Source organism: Listeria marthii (genome assembly GCF_014227425.1).
GTDB classification, from domain to species: domain Bacteria; phylum Bacillota; class Bacilli; order Lactobacillales; family Listeriaceae; genus Listeria; species Listeria marthii.
Genome location: NZ_JAASWB010000003.1, coordinates 50,739 through 70,040 on the forward strand (window position 1 = coordinate 50,739; position 19,302 = coordinate 70,040).

Annotated in this window: 18 protein-coding genes and 2 other annotated features; of the genes, 14 read left to right on the top strand and 4 right to left on the bottom strand. The window is 39.7% G+C overall.

Features of this window, described 5'->3' with window-relative positions; translation table 11 throughout:
* Positions 1–13 precede the first annotated feature (13 nt).
* From HCJ55_RS05665 to HCJ55_RS05690, 6 genes are all read left to right on the top strand, one after another.
* Positions 14–814: an STAS domain-containing protein gene (locus tag HCJ55_RS05665; RefSeq protein ID WP_185517405.1), complete on the top strand. Its 801-nt coding sequence runs from the start codon at positions 14–16 to the stop codon at positions 812–814.
* Between the two features lie 157 nt (positions 815–971).
* Positions 972–3,674 (top strand): aconitate hydratase AcnA, encoded by a 2,703-nt coding sequence (gene acnA / locus HCJ55_RS05670; protein WP_185502342.1) that lies wholly within the window; start codon positions 972–974, stop codon positions 3,672–3,674.
* Between the two features lie 68 nt (positions 3,675–3,742).
* Positions 3,743–4,228, top strand: coding sequence for a hypothetical protein (locus HCJ55_RS05675; RefSeq protein WP_311773392.1), 486 nt, complete (start codon positions 3,743–3,745; stop codon positions 4,226–4,228).
* 81 nt (positions 4,229–4,309) lie between these two features.
* Complete coding sequence (locus HCJ55_RS05680; RefSeq protein WP_003727343.1) at positions 4,310–4,543, top strand: hypothetical protein; 234 nt, start codon at positions 4,310–4,312, stop codon at positions 4,541–4,543.
* A 12-nt stretch (positions 4,544–4,555) separates the two neighbouring features.
* Positions 4,556–5,137 carry a DNA-3-methyladenine glycosylase I gene (locus tag HCJ55_RS05685; RefSeq protein ID WP_185517407.1) on the top strand — a complete coding sequence of 194 codons (582 nt, stop codon included), beginning with the start codon at positions 4,556–4,558 and terminating at the stop codon, positions 5,135–5,137.
* Positions 5,134–6,108 carry a S66 family peptidase gene (locus tag HCJ55_RS05690; protein WP_185517409.1) on the top strand — a complete coding sequence of 325 codons (975 nt, stop codon included), beginning with the start codon at positions 5,134–5,136 and terminating at the stop codon, positions 6,106–6,108. The genes HCJ55_RS05685 and HCJ55_RS05690 overlap by 4 nt, the downstream gene beginning before the upstream one ends.
* Before the next feature lie 36 nt (positions 6,109–6,144).
* On the opposite strand, the gene HCJ55_RS05695 is transcribed toward HCJ55_RS05690, so the two are convergent.
* From HCJ55_RS05695 to lap, 4 genes are all read right to left on the bottom strand, one after another.
* Entirely contained in the window at positions 6,145–7,212 is a 1,068-nt protein-coding gene (locus tag HCJ55_RS05695; protein WP_008948000.1) for an ABC transporter permease, read from the bottom strand.
* Complete coding sequence (locus HCJ55_RS05700) at positions 7,209–8,129, bottom strand: ABC transporter ATP-binding protein (RefSeq protein WP_185506974.1); 921 nt, start codon at positions 8,127–8,129, stop codon at positions 7,209–7,211. The genes HCJ55_RS05695 and HCJ55_RS05700 overlap by 4 nt, the downstream gene beginning before the upstream one ends.
* A gap of 82 nt (positions 8,130–8,211) precedes the next feature.
* Entirely contained in the window at positions 8,212–8,640 is a 429-nt protein-coding gene (locus HCJ55_RS05705; RefSeq protein ID WP_185517411.1) for a VOC family protein, read from the bottom strand.
* 122 nt (positions 8,641–8,762) lie between these two features.
* A complete protein-coding gene (lap, locus tag HCJ55_RS05710) occupies positions 8,763–11,363 on the bottom strand; it encodes an adhesion-mediating acetaldehyde/alcohol dehydrogenase LAP (RefSeq protein WP_185517413.1) in 2,601 nt (866 codons plus the stop codon).
* 490 nt (positions 11,364–11,853) lie between these two features.
* Positions 11,854–12,095 (top strand) — a binding site (T-box leader).
* Positions 12,096–12,143: 48 nt separating this feature from the next.
* Positions 12,144–12,369 (top strand) — a binding site (T-box leader).
* A 67-nt stretch (positions 12,370–12,436) separates the two neighbouring features.
* Here lap and trpE point away from each other — a divergent pair.
* The 8 genes from trpE (at position 12,437) to HCJ55_RS05750 (ending at position 19,233) form a co-directional block, all read left to right on the top strand.
* Positions 12,437–13,801 (top strand): anthranilate synthase component I, encoded by a 1,365-nt coding sequence (gene trpE, locus HCJ55_RS05715; protein ID WP_185517415.1) that lies wholly within the window; start codon positions 12,437–12,439, stop codon positions 13,799–13,801.
* Positions 13,798–14,403, top strand: a complete 606-nt coding sequence (locus HCJ55_RS05720) for an anthranilate synthase component II (RefSeq protein WP_185517417.1) — start codon at positions 13,798–13,800, stop codon at positions 14,401–14,403. Before trpE ends, HCJ55_RS05720 begins: the two co-directional genes overlap by 4 nt.
* On the top strand, positions 14,375–15,394 hold the full coding sequence (gene trpD, locus HCJ55_RS05725) for an anthranilate phosphoribosyltransferase (protein WP_185517419.1): 1,020 nt from the start codon (positions 14,375–14,377) through the stop codon (positions 15,392–15,394). Before HCJ55_RS05720 ends, trpD begins: the two co-directional genes overlap by 29 nt.
* Positions 15,391–16,149, top strand: coding sequence for an indole-3-glycerol phosphate synthase TrpC (gene trpC / locus HCJ55_RS05730; protein WP_185517421.1), 759 nt, complete (start codon positions 15,391–15,393; stop codon positions 16,147–16,149). Before trpD ends, trpC begins: the two co-directional genes overlap by 4 nt.
* Entirely contained in the window at positions 16,146–16,754 is a 609-nt protein-coding gene (locus HCJ55_RS05735) for a phosphoribosylanthranilate isomerase (RefSeq protein WP_185506979.1), read from the top strand. The genes trpC and HCJ55_RS05735 overlap by 4 nt, the downstream gene beginning before the upstream one ends.
* Before the next feature lie 2 nt (positions 16,755–16,756).
* Entirely contained in the window at positions 16,757–17,959 is a 1,203-nt protein-coding gene (gene trpB / locus HCJ55_RS05740; RefSeq protein ID WP_185503491.1) for a tryptophan synthase subunit beta, read from the top strand.
* Positions 17,952–18,725: a tryptophan synthase subunit alpha gene (gene trpA, locus HCJ55_RS05745; protein WP_185517423.1), complete on the top strand. Its 774-nt coding sequence runs from the start codon at positions 17,952–17,954 to the stop codon at positions 18,723–18,725. Before trpB ends, trpA begins: the two co-directional genes overlap by 8 nt.
* 70 nt (positions 18,726–18,795) lie before the next feature.
* Positions 18,796–19,233 carry a hypothetical protein gene (locus HCJ55_RS05750; RefSeq protein ID WP_008947989.1) on the top strand — a complete coding sequence of 146 codons (438 nt, stop codon included), beginning with the start codon at positions 18,796–18,798 and terminating at the stop codon, positions 19,231–19,233.
* The last annotated feature ends 69 nt before the right edge of the window (positions 19,234–19,302 follow it).

Here is a 19,302-nt window from a genome sequence, read left to right on the forward strand (position 1 = left end):
AAAGGAGAAGTTTATGCAGATTAAGCAATTTTTAGTGGAGCGTCGTTCGATTTTAGTTAATATGTTTTATGAAAATTATTATATTAATACGGACGAATATAAATTAAGACTTAGTGGCGGCGAGGATGAAGTATCTATTCGTTCGCTAAGTACAGCGTCATGCGGCATGATTATCGATGTCATTACCGGCGTGAAAGAGCGCGATTTTGAAAACATCGGTAAAAGACGCTTCAATGATAAAACCGATATTAGAAAAATCCATCAACATATGAGTGAAATTGATAAATTTATCATTACTAGCTTACTCAAATGGAAAGAAACCGAAGACGTTTTTTATACAGATGCAGATATTATTCAGTTTATGTTAGAAATAAAAGATATCTTGGCATCGATACAACAACAGCTGTTAGAAGGATTTATGCAAGAAAATCGAAATCAAGTTGCTGCTCAGCGAAAGGAAATCATTCAATTATCGACGCGGATTATTCCAATCACTAATTCTATCGGCGTCTTGCCAATTGTCGGCAGTTTAGATGATGATAGAGGCTATTTTATGAAAGAAAAAGCGGTAGAATCTGCGGATAAGCTAAATTTAGACACGATCGTGATTGATTTTTCTAGCGCGGTATTAAAAGATGATTTTGCAACCAAGCACATGGAAGATATGATTCAATCTTTTAAACTAATCGGCTTAGTACCAATACTTTCCGGCATGCAACCAAGCTTTGCGCAGCGCACGATTCAAGTTGGATCAAACATTTCCAAACTCGAATCATATGGCTCGCTAGAACAAGCATTAACCAATTTAGTTTAATAAAGCACAGATGAATGGCACTCGTTGTCATTCATTTTTTGGTTATAAGAAAAAGTTATTGAATTATAGCAGATTCTCTTTGTTTACTTATCGCTTGTTTTTAAGTACAATAGATGAGAGAGACCAATCGTTTCAAGAATTGAAGGAGGAAACGTGGATGACTAATTGGAAAGAAAAATCAAAAGCATCATTTCAACTGAACGACAAAACGTATCATTATTACAAACTTAAAACCTTAGAAGAGGACAAGCTTACAAACATCGAGAAATTACCTTATTCTGTACGTGTTTTGCTGGAATCTGTATTAAGACAAGCAGATGGTCGCGTCATTAAGGATTCACACGTGGAAGACTTAGCCCACTGGTCAAAAGATGGCAATGAAGGCGAAGTGCCATTCAAACCAGCGCGCGTTATTCTACAAGATTTCACAGGCGTTCCAGCAGTCGTTGATTTAGCTTCTTTACGTAAAGCTATGGCAGATCTTGGCGGCGATCCAGAAAAAATCAATCCAGAAATTCCAGTTGATTTAGTTGTCGATCACTCAGTACAAGTTGATAGCTATGCGAATCCAGAAGCACTTAAAATCAACATGGAACTTGAATTCAAACGCAACATGGAGCGTTATCAGTTTTTAAATTGGGCGCAAAAAGCATTTGATAACTATCGTGCCGTTCCACCTGCAACAGGTATTGTTCACCAAGTTAACTTAGAGTATTTAGCAAACGTCGTAATTGCGAATGAAGTAGCAGACGGCGAATTTGTAGCGTTCCCAGATTCCCTTGTCGGAACAGATAGCCATACAACAATGATCAACGGTATTGGCGTTTTAGGTTGGGGCGTTGGTGGTATCGAAGCAGAAGCCGGCATGCTCGGTCAACCTTCTTACTTCCCAATTCCAGAAGTTATTGGCGTAAAATTAATCGGAGCTTTGCCAAACGGAGCTACAGCAACCGATTTCGCACTAAAAGTAACTCAAGTTTTACGGGAACAAAAAGTAGTAGGGAAATTTGTTGAATTTTATGGTCCTGGTGTTGCGACACTGCCACTTGCTGACCGCGCAACCGTTGCGAATATGGCTCCAGAATACGGCGCAACTTGTGGCTTTTTCCCAGTCGACAAAGAAGCGCTTAACTACTTAAAACTAACTGGCCGTGACAAAGAACAAATCGAACTAGTAGAAGCATATTTAGAAGCGAACGATTTATTCTTCACACCAGAAAAAGTAGAACCAAACTACACGCAAACAGTGGAAATCGATCTTTCTGCCATCGAACCAAACTTAGCAGGACCAAAACGTCCACAAGATTTGATTCCACTTTCGAAAATGAAAGAAACATTCCGTGAATCGATTACTGCAAAAGCAGGGAACCAAGGATTTGGACTAGATAAATCAGCCTTAGACAAAGAAGTAACCGTTACATTTGGCAATGGCGATCAATCCACTATGAAAACTGGTTCAGTTGCAATCGCGGCTATCACTAGTTGTACCAATACATCTAACCCATATGTCATGCTAAGCGCCGGTTTAGTCGCTAAAAAAGCAGTCGAAAAAGGCTTAGAAGTACCAAAATTCGTGAAAACCTCCTTAGCTCCTGGTTCCAAAGTTGTAACAGGCTACTTGGAAAAAGCTGGCTTACTTCCATATTTAGAAAAACTAGGCTTTGACTTAGTTGGTTATGGTTGTACGACATGTATCGGTAACTCAGGTCCATTAAAAGAAGAAATTGAAGAAGCTATTCAAGATAGCGATTTGCTCGTTTCCGCTGTATTAAGTGGTAACCGTAACTTTGAAGGCCGTATTCATGCACTTGTGAAAGCAAACTTCTTAGCTTCACCACCACTTGTCGTTGCCTACGCGCTTGCTGGAACAACAAATGTTGATATGCTAACTGAACCAATTGGACGCGGTAATAACGGCGAAGAAGTCTTCTTAGACGATATTTGGCCAAGTTCAGAAGAAGTGAAGGCACTTGTTGAAGAAACCGTAACGCCAGAACTTTTCCGTGAACAATATGCCCATGTTTTTGATGAAAATGAAGCTTGGAACGCGATTGAAACAACCGAGGATGCTCTATACAAATGGGATGAAAATTCTACGTATATTGCCAATCCGCCATTCTTTGACAATTTAGCAAAAGAAGCTGGCAAAGTAGAAAGCTTATCCGGACTTCGCGTTATCGGTAAATTTGGTGACTCCGTTACAACCGACCATATTTCACCAGCCGGAGCAATCGGCAAAGATACGCCAGCCGGGAAATTCCTTCAAGAAGAAGGCGTAGCAATTCGTGATTTCAACTCATACGGTTCTCGTCGTGGTCATCATGATGTGATGATGCGCGGGACATTTGCGAATATCCGTATCAAAAATCAAATTGCACCAGGTACAGAAGGTGGCTATACGACTTACTGGCCAACAGGTGAAGTGATGTCAATTTATGATGCTTCTAGAAAATATATCGAAAATAATACTGGTTTAGTCATTCTTGCTGGCGATGATTACGGAATGGGATCCTCTCGTGACTGGGCTGCCAAAGGAACGAACTTGCTAGGAATTAAAACAGTTATCGCGAAAAGCTATGAACGGATTCATCGTTCTAACCTTGTCATGATGGGTGTTTTACCACTTCAGTTCCAACCAGGCGAAGACGCAGAAACGCTTGGCTTAACAGGCTCAGAAAGCTTGCAAGTGGAAATCGGTGAAGAGGTAGCGCCAAGAGACCTTGTAAAAGTAACAGCTGTCCGTGAAGACGGCTCAAGCTTCACTTTTGAAGCACTTGCACGTTTTGACTCTGAAGTAGAAATTGACTATTACCGTCATGGCGGAATTTTACCAATGGTTCTTCGTGGCAAATTGAAATAATATATAAAATGTAACAGGGGCTAATGCAGTCCCTGTTTTTTTTGCAGCAGAATCCTATTCTAAGTATCGTGTCTATTGTAGCTCGTAATCCAGTATGCTATATTGAGTATATAAAGGCATATCCAAATAATACACAGGAGATGATTCTTATTTCACAGGTGCATGATAATATCATTAAGTCTTATCAAGTAGATTTTGAAAATGAGCAATTACGACTTAGAACCGAATACTCATATGGCGATAAAGTTAACGAAAACACAGACATCATTTTCGAAAGCTATTTAGCGCACTTATTCGAAAATGAACAAAAAGATAGTATCATTTTTGATATTGAAGAATGTACTCCAACTTTATTCTATGAACAAAACCAAGAACTTATTGAAAAAAACAGAAATTATTGCTGGCCTATTAGTTATCATACGACCGATACAAAAAAGGAATTAGTTAAATTTATCCATAGAAATGGCTATAAAGTATTTGAAATTAGTTCTTCATATGGCTTATGTGGTTGGGTGTTGGCAAAGGATATGCAGGTTTCTATCGCAAAAGTTTAGCTATTTTTTTGCGACTTTTTTATTGTTGCTTGCAAAAACAGAACATATGTTTTATTATTGGTTAATAGGAGGCTTGAGCGAATGAGATATCAGAAAATCAGTTTTATAGTGACTGGAATAATTGCAGCAGTAATAGGGTATCTTATTTTTACGAGCAACTATCACCCCGACGTTCCAAACTGGCTACTCTTTTTATTTTTAGCATTAAGCATTGCTGTGGCAGTTAGTCAGTGGAAAGAGAAACGATTAATTTGGAGTTGCGTCGGACTATTTGTGGCTGTTTTGATCAGTGTGTATTACATTTTAACTATATAGGAGGAACTCGCTTTGTCTGAAGAATTACGTTGCCCTTGGTCGATTAATGACCCGTTTGAACTAGAATATCATGATACAGAATGGTGTGTTCCGAGTAAAGACGACACATATTTATTTGAAATGCTCAATTTAGAGGGAGCACAAGCTGGACTCTCATGGAGATTAATTTTACATAAAAGAAAAGCCTATCAAGAAGCTTTTTTTCACTTTGATATTGATAAGTGCGCATTGCTGACGGATGATGAATTAGCAACGATTGTTGAGGAAGCGGCAATTGTGAAGAACCGTCTAAAAGTAAAAGCAGTTCGTACCAATGCGCTAGCTACACAAAGAGTCCAAGCTGAATTTGGATCATTTGCTAACTACATTTGGGGTTTTACAAATGGAGAGCGAATTATTAACGAATGGCAAGGAATGGGGGAAGTCCCAGCTAGCACAGAGTTATCCGAAAAAGTCAGTAAAGATTTAAAGAAACGCGGTTTTAAATTTGTTGGCCCCGTAATCATTTATTCTTATTTACAAGCGATTGGTATTCTTGATGATCATTTGCGCTCATGTCCATTCCATACACTTAATAGGGAGGGGACGAAATGATTCCAGCAAAGTTAAAACAAGGCGATGAAATCCGTATTATTGCACCAAGTCGTTCTATCGGCATCATGGCTGAGAATCAAGTTGAGATTGCAGTTAAGCGCCTAACTGACATGGGTTTTAAAGTCACTTTTGGCGAACACGTAGCAGAAATGGATTGTATGATGAGCTCTAGCATTCGCTCGCGAGTAGCTGATATCCATGAAGCTTTCAATGATTCCAATGTAAAAGCGATTTTAACCGTTATCGGCGGTTTTAATAGCAACCAATTGTTGCCATATTTAGATTATGATTTAATTTCGGAAAACCCTAAAATTTTATGTGGCTTTTCAGATATCACGGCCTTAGCAACGGCTATTTACACACAAACTGAACTTATTACTTATTCCGGCGCTCACTTTTCTAGCTTTTCCATGGAAAAAGGTCTAGATTATGTAATCAATTCATTTAGCGCTTGTTTAATACAAAAAGAACCGTTTGCTTTAACAGAAAGTGCAGCATGGAGTGATGATGAATGGTATTTGGATCAAGAGAATCGAAATTTCATCCCGAATGACGGATTAGTTGTTATGCAACCGGGAGAGGCAGAAGGGACTATCATTGGCGGGAACTTATGCACGCTTAATTTACTGCAAGGAACCGAATATATGCCGAATTTGGCGGGTGCGATCTTGTTTATTGAAGACGATTTTATGACTGTTCCAGAAACATTTGACCGTGATTTGGAATCGCTACTTAGCCAACCAGGTGCAGATGAGATTCAAGGGCTGGTAATCGGTCGTTTCCAACAGAAAACAGCAATGACGGCGGAGAAATTAGCTTATATCATTGAAACGAAGACGGCATTACAAAAAATCCCTGTTATATCTGGCGCGGATTTTGGACATACACAGCCAATTGCAACTTTCCCAATTGGTGGAACCGCAAGAATTGATACAAACCATGCCGATAAAATTCAAATTATTAGACATTAAAAAAAGGCTGTCCAATGCGGACAGCCTTTTTAAAATTTAACTTAAAGCGACATCTCGTTTTTTGAATAAGAAGAATGTGAAGAAGAGGATAATCGCTGTATAAACACCTAACCCGGCGATGATTTGCCAATCAGCCAAGCCACCAGCGATTTTGTCGCCGCCAACTGTGTCGTTTAGGCTAAGCAAGTTGAAGATAATCCATTTCATCCAGTCGTATTTTTCAATAGCGAGAGGGAGTAGTTGGCGAATAATTCCACCTGAGAATAATACACCAACGCCGACACCAACTGCAAGTGCTTGTGAACGAACGACAGATGAGAAGAAGAACGCGATAGTTGCGTATACGATCATCAGTAAGAAGTTCGTACCGAGTAGCATCCAAGCGTGTTCCCAAGCTGTCATTGCACCCGTTGAAGGGGAGAGCGGCATGAAAATAGATTGTTTTGGTAAAATAAACGAAAAGATAAAGCTAGCTAAAAGTAGTGTGATGGAGCTAATTACGCTATAAAAAATACACATGATATATTTAGAGAAAAGTATCTGACTTCTAGAGTACGGGCGCGTTAGTAATAGCTTGATAGTACCACCAGAAAACTCGGTTGCAACGATGATACTTGCTACAACAACAACGAGCATTGTCGCAACGGCTCCGGAACTACCTAATGAAGCAAAGAAATCTGCACTTGAAATTCCAGCTGTGTTACTAGCAGGTTTTTTGCCTGCATCTGCGTAAGCTTGGTAGAAATCAATTTGTTTTTGGATCATTTCTTTTTCATCTTTGTTTGGAGCTACTTGTTTTTGGGCTTTTAAATAAGCAACAGAATCTGTTAATGATAATGTTTCGGATTTATATGTCGGATTACCATCTTTATCAGCCGAATTCCAGTATTCTTCTTCGCTGACTGGTGCACCTTTATTATCATAATAAGCAGTAATCCCGGCATTACTTGCATCGCCGCCTTCAGTACCACTTGTATCTATTTTACTCACAAAAAACATTAATAGAGCAAGAGCTAAAACTGCTACAAATAAGACGATTTGCATAATCCAACTTGATTTTCTCGAGAATAATTTGGTAAATTCATTTTTTACTAATGCTATCATACTTCCGCACCTCCACCTTTAGTTAATTCAAGGAATCGCTCTTCAAGGGAGGCTTGAAGTGGAACCATTTCTAATAAATCAATATTTGCTTGAATAATCGCGCGGGCAATTAGATGTATATCTTCATGAGCCACTTCGATTTTGAATAAATCATCCTTCTGAGCAACGAGTTTGACTGGGAGTGTAGGGAGAACGGTTTTAGTTGCTTCGGGATCGCTGACTTTTAATTTGTAAACAGCAACATGATTTTCAACGAGATCACTCATTTTTTCAATATGCGTTAAAACACCTTTATTAATAATCGCGAATCGATCCGTAATTTGTTGGATTTCGCTCAGTAAATGGCTAGAAATTAAAACAGAAGTACCGTTTGTCGCTAAGTCGCGAATCAACGTTCTGAATTCAGCCATACCTTGTGGATCAAGTCCATTGGTAGGTTCATCTAAAATAAGTAGAGCAGGGCTATGAATTAATGCTTGGGCAACACCTAAACGTTGGCGCATACCAAGGGAATAGGTTTTTACTTTCTGGTCAATTGCGCCTGTAAGTTTGACAAGTTCAACGATTTCACGAATGTGTTCGTCGGTAATGTTTTTTTGACTCATGCGCGCGAATTGCTTTAAGTTTGCCCATCCAGACATATACATATAAAATTCTGGATTTTCAATAATTGCGCCTACTTCAGAAATTGCTGCTTTATATTCGGTGTCGACATTTTTACCATTAATAAAAACAGTACCTTCTGTGCGACGAATTAAACCAACAATCGAGCGGATGATAGTTGTTTTACCAGCGCCGTTTGGGCCAAGTAAACCAAATACTTCTCCTTTATGTATGTCAAAGCTGATATCGTGGACAATATTTTTTTGTCCAATTTTTTTCGTGACATGTTCTAATTTTAAAACTGTCTCAGTCATGAACTCACTCCTTTTCTTCTCTCACTTCTAAATTGTACTATTTTTTAGTTCTAAATACATTCGGCTAGAGAAGGGGGAAAAATCATACTTTAGTAGTAGACTCGTTTTCTAAGTTGAGATGCCAGTCAATGCTGTAGTGGTCGATTACTTTCGCGTATTTTGCGCCCCAAAATGTATTTTGGATCGGAATTTCGATGGTGCCGGTTTTAGAAAGTAGGACAAAAGCATGAACGAATTCTGCTTCGGAACTAAAATTCACCGCAAGTGATAGGCGATTACCCGCGTCTGTTTCGCCTTCAAACGTATCAGAGAAATAAAATAAATCTTTTTTCTCTTTCGTAAGTCTTGCATGTAGGATGCGTTCTCCTAGTTTTTTATCTCCTGAAAATCCTTCCATCTCGTGAAAGTAACGCGTTTGCGTAATTTCTGCTTGGAACACTTTTTTATAAAAGTCTAGTGCTTCCTGGGCTTCCCCGTCAAAAGTAAAATAGGGAACCGCTACTTGTATCATTCAATCAACTCCATTCTTGTTTCATTATACTAATTTTAGTACTAAAGCGAAAGCGCAAGCCCTGGGATGGACTTGCGCTTTCTTCTAACTTTATATATTAATGGTGGACAAGTTAGCTAGTTTCAGACACCTTTGTAAGCTTCTAGGTAAATTTCTTTTAGTTCGCTTACAAGAGGTTGTTTAGGGTTGGCAGTAGTACATTGGTCCATGAATGCGCGATCTGCAAGTGTATCTACAACAGCATCCAAGTCTTTTTTAGCAACATTTTGTCCTTTAAGACTCATGTCGATACCAACATCTTTACCAAGTTTGATGATTTCATCTACAAGTGATTTAACGCCTTCTTCTGTAGTTGCAGCAGGGAAGCCGATAATACGAGAGATACGAGCATAATCTTCATCAGCACGGAAACTTTCATATCTTGGGAATAACGCATGTTTTTTAGGTTTAAGTGCGTTATAACGGATAACGTGTGGCATAAGGATTGCATTCGCACGACCGTGAGGAATGTGGAATTCAGGTCCAATTTTGTGTGCCAAGCTATGGTTAATTCCTAGGAACGCATTCGCAAACGCCATACCAGCTAGGGCAGAAGCATTATGCATTTTTTCACGCGCATCTGGATCACCAGTAAGAACGGATTCACGTAAGTTTTCAAAAACAAGTTCGATTGCACGGATGGAAAGTCCACGAGTATAATCGCTTGCCATTACGGATACATAAGATTCAATTGCGTGAGTTAGAACGTCCATACCAGTATCAGCAGTAATGTGTGCTGGAACAGTTGTTACGTATTGTGCATCGACAATCGCAACGTCTGGAGTTAGTTCGTAGTCAGCAAGAGGGTATTTAATGTTGTTTTCTTTATCTGTAATAACCGCAAATGGAGTTACTTCAGAACCTGTACCACTTGTTGTTGGAATCGCAACAAATTTCGCTTTTTGACCAAGTTTAGGATATTTGAATGTACGTTTACGGATATCTAAGAATTTTTGTTTTAGGCCGAAGAATGAAGCTTCTGGTTGTTCATAAAATAACCACATACCTTTGGCAGCATCCATTGCAGAACCACCACCAAGAGCGATAATTGTGTCTGGTTTGAAGTCTTTCATTAATTCTGCACCTTTATAAACTGTTACGTCAGATGGATCCGGTTCTACGTCAGCAAATACTTGGTAAGATACGTCATTGCCACGTTTTTTCAAGTGTTCGATTACAACGTCAACGTATTTGAATTGAACCATTCCTGGGTCAGTTACGATAAATACGCGTTCAACGCCTTCCATTTTTTGAAGGTATTGAGTGGAATATTTTTCAAAGAAAATTTTTGGTGGAAGTTTGAACCATTGCATATTATTTCTCCGATCCGCGATACGTTTAACGTTCAGCAAGTTAGTCGCACTTACATTTTGTGATACAGAGTTTTTACCATAAGATCCACAACCAAGAGTTAGGGAAGGGATAAAGCCGTTATAAATGTCACCGATACCGCCTTGTGCGCTTGGTGCGTTTACAATGATACGGCAAGCTTTCATACGGATACCAAATGCTTTTTGAACTTCTCTATCAGTAGAGTGAATAACTGCGGAGTGTCCAAGTCCTCCGTATACTAACATTTCTTCACAACGATCGAATGCTTCTGCTTGGTTAGCAGCTTCGATAAATGCAAGAACTGGGCTTAATTTTTCGTGAGATAGTGGGTATTTGTCGCCAACACCTTTAATTTCAGCTACAAGAATTTTTGTGTCTTCTGGAACTTTGAAGCCAGCTTGGTTTGCAATCCATGCAGGAGATTTACCAACTACATCTGGGTTAAGTGTTCCTTTTTCAGGGTTGATAACATAGCTTTCTAATTTTTTGAATTCAGCACCTTTAACGAAGTAACAGTTGTTTGCTTCCATTTCTGCTTTTACTTCTTTAGCTACTTCTTTGTCGACGATTACTGCTTGTTCAGAAGCACAAATCATACCTTGGTCAAAAGATTTAGAAAGAATGATGTCATTAACAGAACGTTTGATTTTAGCTGTTTTGTCAATGTAAGCTGGTACGTTACCTGGTCCAACACCTAGTGCAGGTTTACCAGTAGAGTATGCTGATTTAACCATTCCAGCACCACCAGTTGCAAGAACAAGTGCTACTTTATCGTGGTTCATTAATTGTTTTGTTGCTTCTAGGGAAGGTTTTTCTACCCATTGAATACAATGTTCTGGTGCTCCAGCTGCAACTGCTGCCTCGTAAACAACTCTTGCTGCTTCAGATGAACAACGTTGCGCACTTGGATGGAAAGCGAAGATGATTGGGTTACGCGTTTTAATGGCGATAATTGCTTTGAAAAGGGTAGTAGATGTTGGGTTAGTTACTGGTGTAACGCCGGCAACAACACCAACTGGTTCAGCAATTTCAATCACACCTGTTTGTACGTCTTCGTTAATAACGCCGACTGTTTTATTATTTTTGATGCTGTTCCAAATATATTCTGTCGCGAAGATGTTTTTAATACATTTATCTTCGTATAATCCACGTCCAGTTTCTTCTACTGCTAATTTTGCAAGGGGCATATGTTGGTCAAGTCCGGCAAGCGCCATTGCGTGTACGATATTGTCTACTTGTTCTTGGTTGTAACTTTCAAATGCTTTCAATGCTTTTTGTCCATTGTCTGCTAATCTGTCAATCACTTTTTGAACTTCTAATACTTCTTGGGCCGCATTTTCTTTAATTGCCATTTTCCAGAACCTCCTAATATTTGTTCGGGACTCAAAACGTCCATAGTAGACTTTTAACGTCCCTGATAATCCAAAAAAATTTAGCTTGTTGCTTTGCTGTATTCTTTTGTTTTATTTGATTACACCGTTAGTATAATCCATCAATAAAAGTTTGTCCAGTGTTTCACGTGAAAAACTTCACAAATAAGCAAAGATAGTTGAATAGTCCTTTTGGGGATTCGAATTTTAGTCAATTAGGTATAGATAATAGGGGTGTTTAGTTTAGGAGGATAAATGGTATATTATTTTGTTATCAGATGTTTTTGGAGGTTATTTGAATATATTTGAATAGAGAGAATGTCATGGGTGTTTTTTTGGAAAAGTGAATTTGGGTGACTAGTTCTTTTTTCTTACTTGTTTATTAGTTAGTGTTTTCATCTAATTTAATTTTCGTTGGTTTTATTTGCTTGACTTTCGTGATTTTCTTATGTAAGATGAACACAAGTAAAAAATGATAGCATTGAAGAAGAGTAAGTAGCATGATGAAAGTTTTTAGAGAGCTGGCGGTTGGTGAAAGTCAGTAGCGGACATGATGTGAATGGACTTCTGAGCTCTGATCTGAAAGGTTTTTCTTAGTAGGATACAGCGATTAGGCCTTATCGTTACACAAGGCGCCCATTCGGAATTTGGATGGATTAAGTGAACTGTTTTTGCAGTTAATCAAGGTGGTACCACGGGTCTCTCGTCCTTGTCTAGTATATTTGCTAGGCTTGGAGAGAGGCCCTTTTTTAATTTTATAAAACGAAAACATCAAACAAGAATAGTACTTTTTCATCGATTTTTACAGAGAGTTGGCGCATGGTGAAAGCTGACAAATAGATGAATTAGGAATGGGCCTTGTGCGTGATACCTTGAAATTTAGTAGGGGTGAACGGGTGCTCCCGTTATAGAGCAGCTGCAAATATTGCAGCACTGAGATAGGATTTATTCCTAAAATGAGGTGGCACCGCGATAACTCGTCCTCTGAAAAAGCATGACTTTGCGCTTTTTCAGAGGACTTTTTTTATTTCAGAAAAGAAGAAGGGATGATTTAGATGAGAAAAATGAAAAGAATGGATGCTGACACATTAACGGCAATTTTGGCGTTTCAAAGACTATCAGGTATAGGGAAAAGTTTGCTTGAAGGGGCGGCGAAAGATGCGGAGGCTGGTCGGTATTCGATTATTGCGATCAACCCAGTGCATGAAATTAAAGTATATCAGCATGATTATTATATAGATGGGGTTCACCAAGTGGTAGCGGATCCATTAAAAGAAATTGAATTGTTTATTGAAAAGGCGAAAGAGGATGAAGCGGATTTGCCGTTAGACTCGGGAGCGATTGGTTATGTAGGTTATGACGTAATTTCGCTTTATGAAAAGTTAGGCGAGCTCCCCGTGGAAACACGAGATATGCCAGATATTCGTTTTTATGTTTATGAAAGTTTTGTCCTTATGGATCATCAGGCAGAGGAGCTCATTTTAGTACAAGATAATTGTTACTCAGGTAGAAGCGAGGCAGAACTGGATAAGGCACTTGAAGCAATGTTTCTAGAACTAACAACGCCTCAGAAAGACGAGCATGAAGCTGTTCATGTTCCGAAAATGACTTATAAAAGCAATTATACAAAAGCGGAATATATGGCGTTAGTAAAAAAAGCGAAAACATATATTCAAGATGGTGATTTTTTTCAAATTGTTCTTTCGCAGCGCTTGGAGGCAGATTTTACCGTGACACCGTTTGATTATTATCGGAAATTACGTTTGTTAAATCCTTCACCGTATCTGTATTTCATTGATTTTGGCGACACTGTTTTGATTGGTTCTTCTCCAGAAAGTTTAATTAAAACGAAAGGGCGAACGGTTATTACTAACCCAATCGCGGGAACGAGGCGGCGCGGGGCAACAAAGCAAGAAGATGAACGTTTAGCGGCGGAATTATTATCGGATGAAAAAGAGCTTGCAGAGCATCGCATGTTAGTAGACTTAGGTCGAAATGATATTGGAAAAATTGCAGAAACTGGCTCTGTTCACGTACCTGTGTATTTAACTATTGAACGATATCGCTTTTTAATGCATTTAGTTTCTGTGGTGGAAGGAACGCTGAAGCCAGGTCTTACAGCAATGGATGCTCTCCGCTCGACGCTTCCGGCTGGAACAGTGAGTGGAGCACCGAAAATTAGAGCAATGCAACGGATTTATGAATGGGAAAATGTGAAACGCGGACCGTATGCAGGTGCGGTTGGTTATTTAACGAAAAATGGCGATTCGGATTTCGCGCTTTCGATTAGAACGATGGTACTTCATGACGGAAAAGCCTATGTGCAAGCTGGTGCGGGAATAGTTTATGATTCTGATCCTGAAAGCGAATATCTTGAAACCTTGCAAAAAGCGAAGGCACTTTTGGAGGTGGGCGAATGATTTTATTAATTGATAACTATGATTCTTTTACATTTAATTTAGAACAGTATTTGGCGGAATATAGTGAAGTCGTTGTAAAACGGAATGATGCGGCTGATTTACTCGAAGTAGCTGCTTTGGCGGATGGGATTGTTCTTTCACCGGGGCCAGGAAAGCCAAATGAGGCAGGGCTTTTAGAAGAAGTGGTTTTGAAATTTGCGAAAGAAAAACCGCTACTGGGGATTTGTTTAGGGCATCAGGCAATTGGTGAGGTGTTCGGCGGGGAAGTAAAACAGGCAGCAAAAATTCGGCATGGTAAAGTTTCGACAATGCATCAAACTGGTGGAGCTATTTTTGGCAATTTGCCAGAAGAGATGCCAGTGATGCGATATCATTCTTTAATAGTAGAAAAAAATACGTTGCCAGATGTTTTGGAAGTTTTAGCGCTGGCAACAGATGATGCGGAAGTGATGGCGATGAAGCTAAAAGATTATCCAGTATACGGCTTGCAGTTTCACCCAGAATCAATTGGTACGGATGACGGAAAACAAATGATGGAGAACTTTATTAATATAGTGGAAGGAGTGCGGAGAAATGGAAAGCTTACTACAAAAAGTATATGATCAAGAAAATTTATCGAAAGAGGAAATGAATAGCATTGCAACGGAAATTTTTGAAGGACGGTTGTCAAAAACGAAAATAGCTGCCTTTTTAATGGCACTGAAAGTAAAAGGGGAAACAGCGGAAGAAATGGCGGGGATTGCGGAGGCAATGCAGCAAGTGGCCATTCAAGTTGCTTTTCCAGCTGGAACGGCGATGGATAATTGTGGAACAGGAGGCGATAAATCCAATAGTTTTAATATAAGTACAACTTCTGCTTTCGTGCTAGCAGCGGCGGGGATTCCAGTTGCGAAACATGGGAATCGAAGTATTTCTAGTCGTTCTGGGAGTGCGGATGTTTGTCAGGAATTAGGGATTGATATTAATATGCGGCCGGAAGATATGACGTATTTGCTTGAACATGTTGGGATTGCCTTTTTATTCGCACCACATGTGCATCCGAATATGAAGTATGTGATGGACGTTCGGAAAGAACTGGGTACGCCAACGATTTTTAATTTGATTGGGCCGCTTACGAATCCGGTGCATCTTGAAACTCAATTGATGGGCATTTATCGTCGTGATTTATTGGAACAAACAGCGGAGGTGCTCGGTCAACTTGGTCGAAAACGGGCAGTCGTTTTAAATGGCGCTGGTTTTATGGATGAAGCTTCTCTAGCTGGTGAAAACCATTACGCGCTATATAATAACGGGGAAGTGCAATTATATACGCTAAGTCCGGAAGAAGTTGGTTTACCAAGCTATCCACTGGAGGAAATTAAAGGTGGGGACGCTAAAGAAAATGCAGCCATTCTTCGGAGCGTGCTTGAGGGCGAACCAGGTGCTTACTTAGATACAGTACTCCTAAACGCCGGATTTGGCTTATTCGCGAATGGCAAAGTAGCGACGGTGAAAGAAGGCGTGGACTTAGCAAGAGATTTAATAAGAAGCGGTTTAGCCAAACAAAAATTGGCGGATCTAATTACTTATCAAAAAGAGGTGCTGGCGAAATGACATTTTTAGAAGAAATTTTAGCTCAAAAAGCAATAGAAGTTGCAGCAATGCCGCTAGAAAAAGTAGCTGAAAAACGGAAAACTTATTCGTTTTATGAATTTTTAAAAGCAAATACGAGTGAGATGCAGTTAATTGCCGAGGTAAAGCGTGCCTCGCCTTCAAAAGGTGAAATTAATATGGGCGTGAATCCAGTTGCCCAAGCAAAATCCTATCAAGCAGCCGGAGCGGGGATGATTTCCGTTTTAACTGATCCCGTTTTTTTCAAAGGATCAATTGAAGATTTGCGGGAAGTGGCGAAAAATGTAGAAATTCCCGTGATTTGTAAAGACTTTATTATTAGCGAGAAACAATTGATTCGTGCTCGTAATGCGGGAGCGACAGTAGTGTTGCTGATTGTTTCAGCACTTGCAGAAGATGCGCTAAAAAACCTTTTTGAACAGGCTGTGACGCTTGATTTGGAAGTGTTAGTGGAAGTGCATAACCGGGAAGAATTGGCTGTGGCGCAACAATTAGGCGCTAAATTAATTGGTGTAAACAACCGCAATTTGCACAGCTTTGAAGTGGACATCGCCGTAAGCGAACAGCTAGCGAATGACTTTTCGACCGACGCTTGTTATATCAGTGAATCAGGTTTTAGAACAGCAGAAGATGTGGCTCGAGTGCGTACAAAATATAATGCGGTGCTTGTTGGCGAGGCGCTTATGCGAGAAGAAACTCCAGAAGTAGCCGCGAAAACATTGAAGGTGACACGATGATTGTGAAAATTTGTGGGTTAAAAAAAGCGGTGGATGTAGCAGCGGCAGTCGAAAATGGTGCAGATATGATTGGCTTTGTTTTTGCAAAAAGTAAACGCCAAGTCACGATTGAACAAGCGCATCAACTAGCCAAAAATATTCCAGCCAACGTCAAAAAAGTCGGCGTGTTCGTTAATCCAACCGAAGCAGAATTAACGGCAGCAATTAACGGCGTGCCATTAGATATCGTGCAACTTCACGGCCAAGAGCCAACCGAACAAGCAAATCGCACTGACGCAGCGGTAATTAAAGCATTCCCAGTCAAAGAGGGAAAACTTCCTTCCAATATAAATGATTATCCAAATGCGTACATCTTACTCGATGCCCCAGCAGAAGAATACGAAGGTGGTAGCGGGAAAACGTTTGATTGGGACAAAATAAATAGTGATGCACTCACAAAAAACAAATTAATCATTGCCGGCGGACTAAATGCTGAAAATGTTCAAGCAGCCATTAAACGCTTCGAACCATATGCAGTAGATATTTCCTCTGGCGTCGAAACAAACGGCGAAAAAGATCCAGAAAAAATTAAAACCTTCATTAAAACAGCAAAAGGAGTGGAATAATCATGACATATCAAGCACCTGACGAAAATGGTTTTTACGGCAAATTTGGTGGCAGATTTGTACCAGAAACTTTAATGAAAGCAGTGAAAGAACTAGATGAAGCTTACCGAGCTTCCAAAACAGACCCCGCTTTTCAAAAAGAATTAAACTACTATCTAAAAGAATACGTTGGCCGGGAAACGCCCCTTTACTTTGCGGAACAACTAACAGCACATGCTGGCGGGGCAAAAATTTATTTAAAACGAGAAGATTTGAATCATACTGGCGCGCATAAAATCAATAATACAATCGGTCAAGCATTACTCGCTCGCCAAATGGGCAAGCAAAAAGTTGTAGCTGAAACAGGCGCAGGGCAGCATGGTGTGGCAACTGCAACAGTAGCAGCACTTTTCAATATGGAATGTACGATTTTTATGGGTGAGGAAGACGTCAAACGTCAATCGCTCAATGTGTTTAGAATGGAGCTACTTGGTGCAAAAGTAGTGAGCGTGAAAGCAGGAAGTCGTACTTTGAAAGATGCAGTTAATGAAGCGCTGCGATTCTGGGTTGCTAATGTAGAAGATACGCATTATATTATGGGATCTGTTCTTGGGCCTCATCCATTTCCAGAAATTGTGCGTGATTACCAAAGTGTTATCGGGATTGAAGCACGTAAGCAACATTTGGAAAAAGAAGGTAAACTTCCAGAAGCAATCGTCGCTTGTGTTGGCGGTGGTAGTAATGCGATGGGCTTATTTTATCCATTTGTAGACGATGCTTCCGTTCAAATGCATGGTGTTGAAGCTGCTGGGCACGGCTTAGAAACCGAATTTCACGCCGCAACGATTTCTAAAGGTGAAATTGGGATTTTACACGGGGCAATGATGGACGTTTTACAAGATGAAAATGGGCAAATTTTGGAAGCATTCTCAATTTCTGCTGGTTTAGATTATCCCGGTATCGGTCCGGAACATAGTTTTTTCCGTGATTTAGGCCGAGCGGAGTATCATTCTGTTACCGATGATGAAGCTGTGGAAGCATTTCAGTTGTTATGCCGCACAGAAGGAATTATTCCAGCACTCGAAAGTTCTCATGCAATTAGCTATGCTGTCAAATTGGCAAGCAAAATGTGCCCAGAAGAAAGCATGGTTGTTTGCTTGTCAGGTCGCGGGGACAAAGACGTTAACCAACTAAAAGAACGTTTGGAGGGACAAGCAAATGACTAAAACGTTAACAAAAAAACTAGCGAATAAAGAGCACGCTGCCGTCGTTACGTACATCATGGGCGGAGACGGCGGTTTAGATCATTTAGAAGAACAGCTATTATTCTTAGAAAAATCAGGCGTGAGCGCAATTGAAATCGGGATTCCTTTTTCAGATCCAGTTGCCGACGGTCCGATTATTCAACTTGCAGGACTCCGCGCTTTAAGCGAACAAGTTAGTTTAGAAGCAATTTTAACGACATTGCAAACGAGCAAAGTGCGAATTCCGCTAATTATCATGAGCTACATCAATCCAATTTTCCATTTAGGTATTCCAAAATTTGTCGAATTGGTTCAAAAAACTCCGGTAAAAGGGCTGATTATTCCCGATTTACCGTATGAGCATCAAACGCTAATTACCCCAGAACTCGAAGGCACAGATATCGCGCTTATCCCGCTCGTTTCATTGACTAGTCCGAAAGAGCGTCTAGAAGAAATTGCAAAACAAGCAGAAGGATTTATTTATGCCGTGACGGTCAACGGAACAACGGGTGTACGAAGTGAATTTGATACACATATTGATAGCCATTTAGCTTATTTAAAAAGTATTAGTCCTGTTCCAGTTCTTGCGGGCTTTGGTGTTTCTTCTATAGAACATGTGGAAAAATTTGCGCATGTCTGTGATGGTGTGATTATCGGAAGTAAAGTTGTGCAAATGTTGCACGAAGAGAAATCCGCTGAACTAGGTGCATTTTTGCAAAAGGCTGCAGAAGTTCGAATTGAAAACTAATTACTACTTACAATTTCTCTTTAAATATGGTAAAGTCTGGTGTATAGAATGTTAAAGAGGAGTTGTAAGGATGTCTGTTGAAGTTAAACCAGAGCATGCTAGAATGCTCAATAACACAAAGAATATCACACTAGGAATAGCGATAGTTTCGGCTATTCAAACCGTATTAAGTTCGTTTTCGATCGTATCCCTTTTTGCGATACAACAAAAAAAGGAAGTACTTGCTAATGCAAATGTAACTGCTGTTGTTCAAAATCTTATTATGACGACAACGATTATGGCTGTACTTTGTATCGCATTTACCATTATTTTATTTCTTTCTTTTAACAAGCTGAGAAAAGGCATTATCATTTCACCGATTGTGTATTACTTATATGCTGCGTTTACTGTTCTTGGTGTTGTTTTATCGATGATTAATAGTGGTGTAAACTTTTTATCGCTCATTTTACCGGCTATACTACTTGCTTTGAGTGTCATTTGTATTTTAAATCTTAGACGCATGAAGTAAGGGAGCATGATTTTTACATAACAGATATTCAGACAGACTTACAAAGAAAAAATCAATTGAGGTAACAGA

What these genes read in the sequence shown, in the direction of transcription:
- HCJ55_RS05665 (WP_185517405.1), top strand. Translation starts at nt 14, where the DNA reads ATGCAGATTAAGCAATTTTTAGTGGAGCGTCGTTCGATTTTAGTTAAT.
- acnA (WP_185502342.1), top strand. Translation starts at nt 972, where the DNA reads ATGACTAATTGGAAAGAAAAATCAAAAGCATCATTTCAACTGAACGAC.
- HCJ55_RS05680 (WP_003727343.1), top strand. Translation starts at nt 4,310, where the DNA reads ATGAGATATCAGAAAATCAGTTTTATAGTGACTGGAATAATTGCAGCA.
- HCJ55_RS05690 (WP_185517409.1), top strand. Translation starts at nt 5,134, where the DNA reads ATGATTCCAGCAAAGTTAAAACAAGGCGATGAAATCCGTATTATTGCA.
- HCJ55_RS05695 (WP_008948000.1), bottom strand. Translation starts at nt 7,212, where the DNA reads ATGATAGCATTAGTAAAAAATGAATTTACCAAATTATTCTCGAGAAAA.
- HCJ55_RS05700 (WP_185506974.1), bottom strand. Translation starts at nt 8,129, where the DNA reads ATGACTGAGACAGTTTTAAAATTAGAACATGTCACGAAAAAAATTGGA.
- HCJ55_RS05705 (WP_185517411.1), bottom strand. Translation starts at nt 8,640, where the DNA reads ATGATACAAGTAGCGGTTCCCTATTTTACTTTTGACGGGGAAGCCCAG.
- lap (WP_185517413.1), bottom strand. Translation starts at nt 11,363, where the DNA reads ATGGCAATTAAAGAAAATGCGGCCCAAGAAGTATTAGAAGTTCAAAAA.
- trpE (WP_185517415.1), top strand. Translation starts at nt 12,437, where the DNA reads ATGAGAAAAATGAAAAGAATGGATGCTGACACATTAACGGCAATTTTG.
- HCJ55_RS05720 (WP_185517417.1), top strand. Translation starts at nt 13,798, where the DNA reads ATGATTTTATTAATTGATAACTATGATTCTTTTACATTTAATTTAGAA.
- trpD (WP_185517419.1), top strand. Translation starts at nt 14,375, where the DNA reads ATGGAAAGCTTACTACAAAAAGTATATGATCAAGAAAATTTATCGAAA.
- trpC (WP_185517421.1), top strand. Translation starts at nt 15,391, where the DNA reads ATGACATTTTTAGAAGAAATTTTAGCTCAAAAAGCAATAGAAGTTGCA.
- HCJ55_RS05735 (WP_185506979.1), top strand. Translation starts at nt 16,146, where the DNA reads ATGATTGTGAAAATTTGTGGGTTAAAAAAAGCGGTGGATGTAGCAGCG.
- trpB (WP_185503491.1), top strand. Translation starts at nt 16,757, where the DNA reads ATGACATATCAAGCACCTGACGAAAATGGTTTTTACGGCAAATTTGGT.
- trpA (WP_185517423.1), top strand. Translation starts at nt 17,952, where the DNA reads ATGACTAAAACGTTAACAAAAAAACTAGCGAATAAAGAGCACGCTGCC.
- HCJ55_RS05750 (WP_008947989.1), top strand. Translation starts at nt 18,796, where the DNA reads ATGTCTGTTGAAGTTAAACCAGAGCATGCTAGAATGCTCAATAACACA.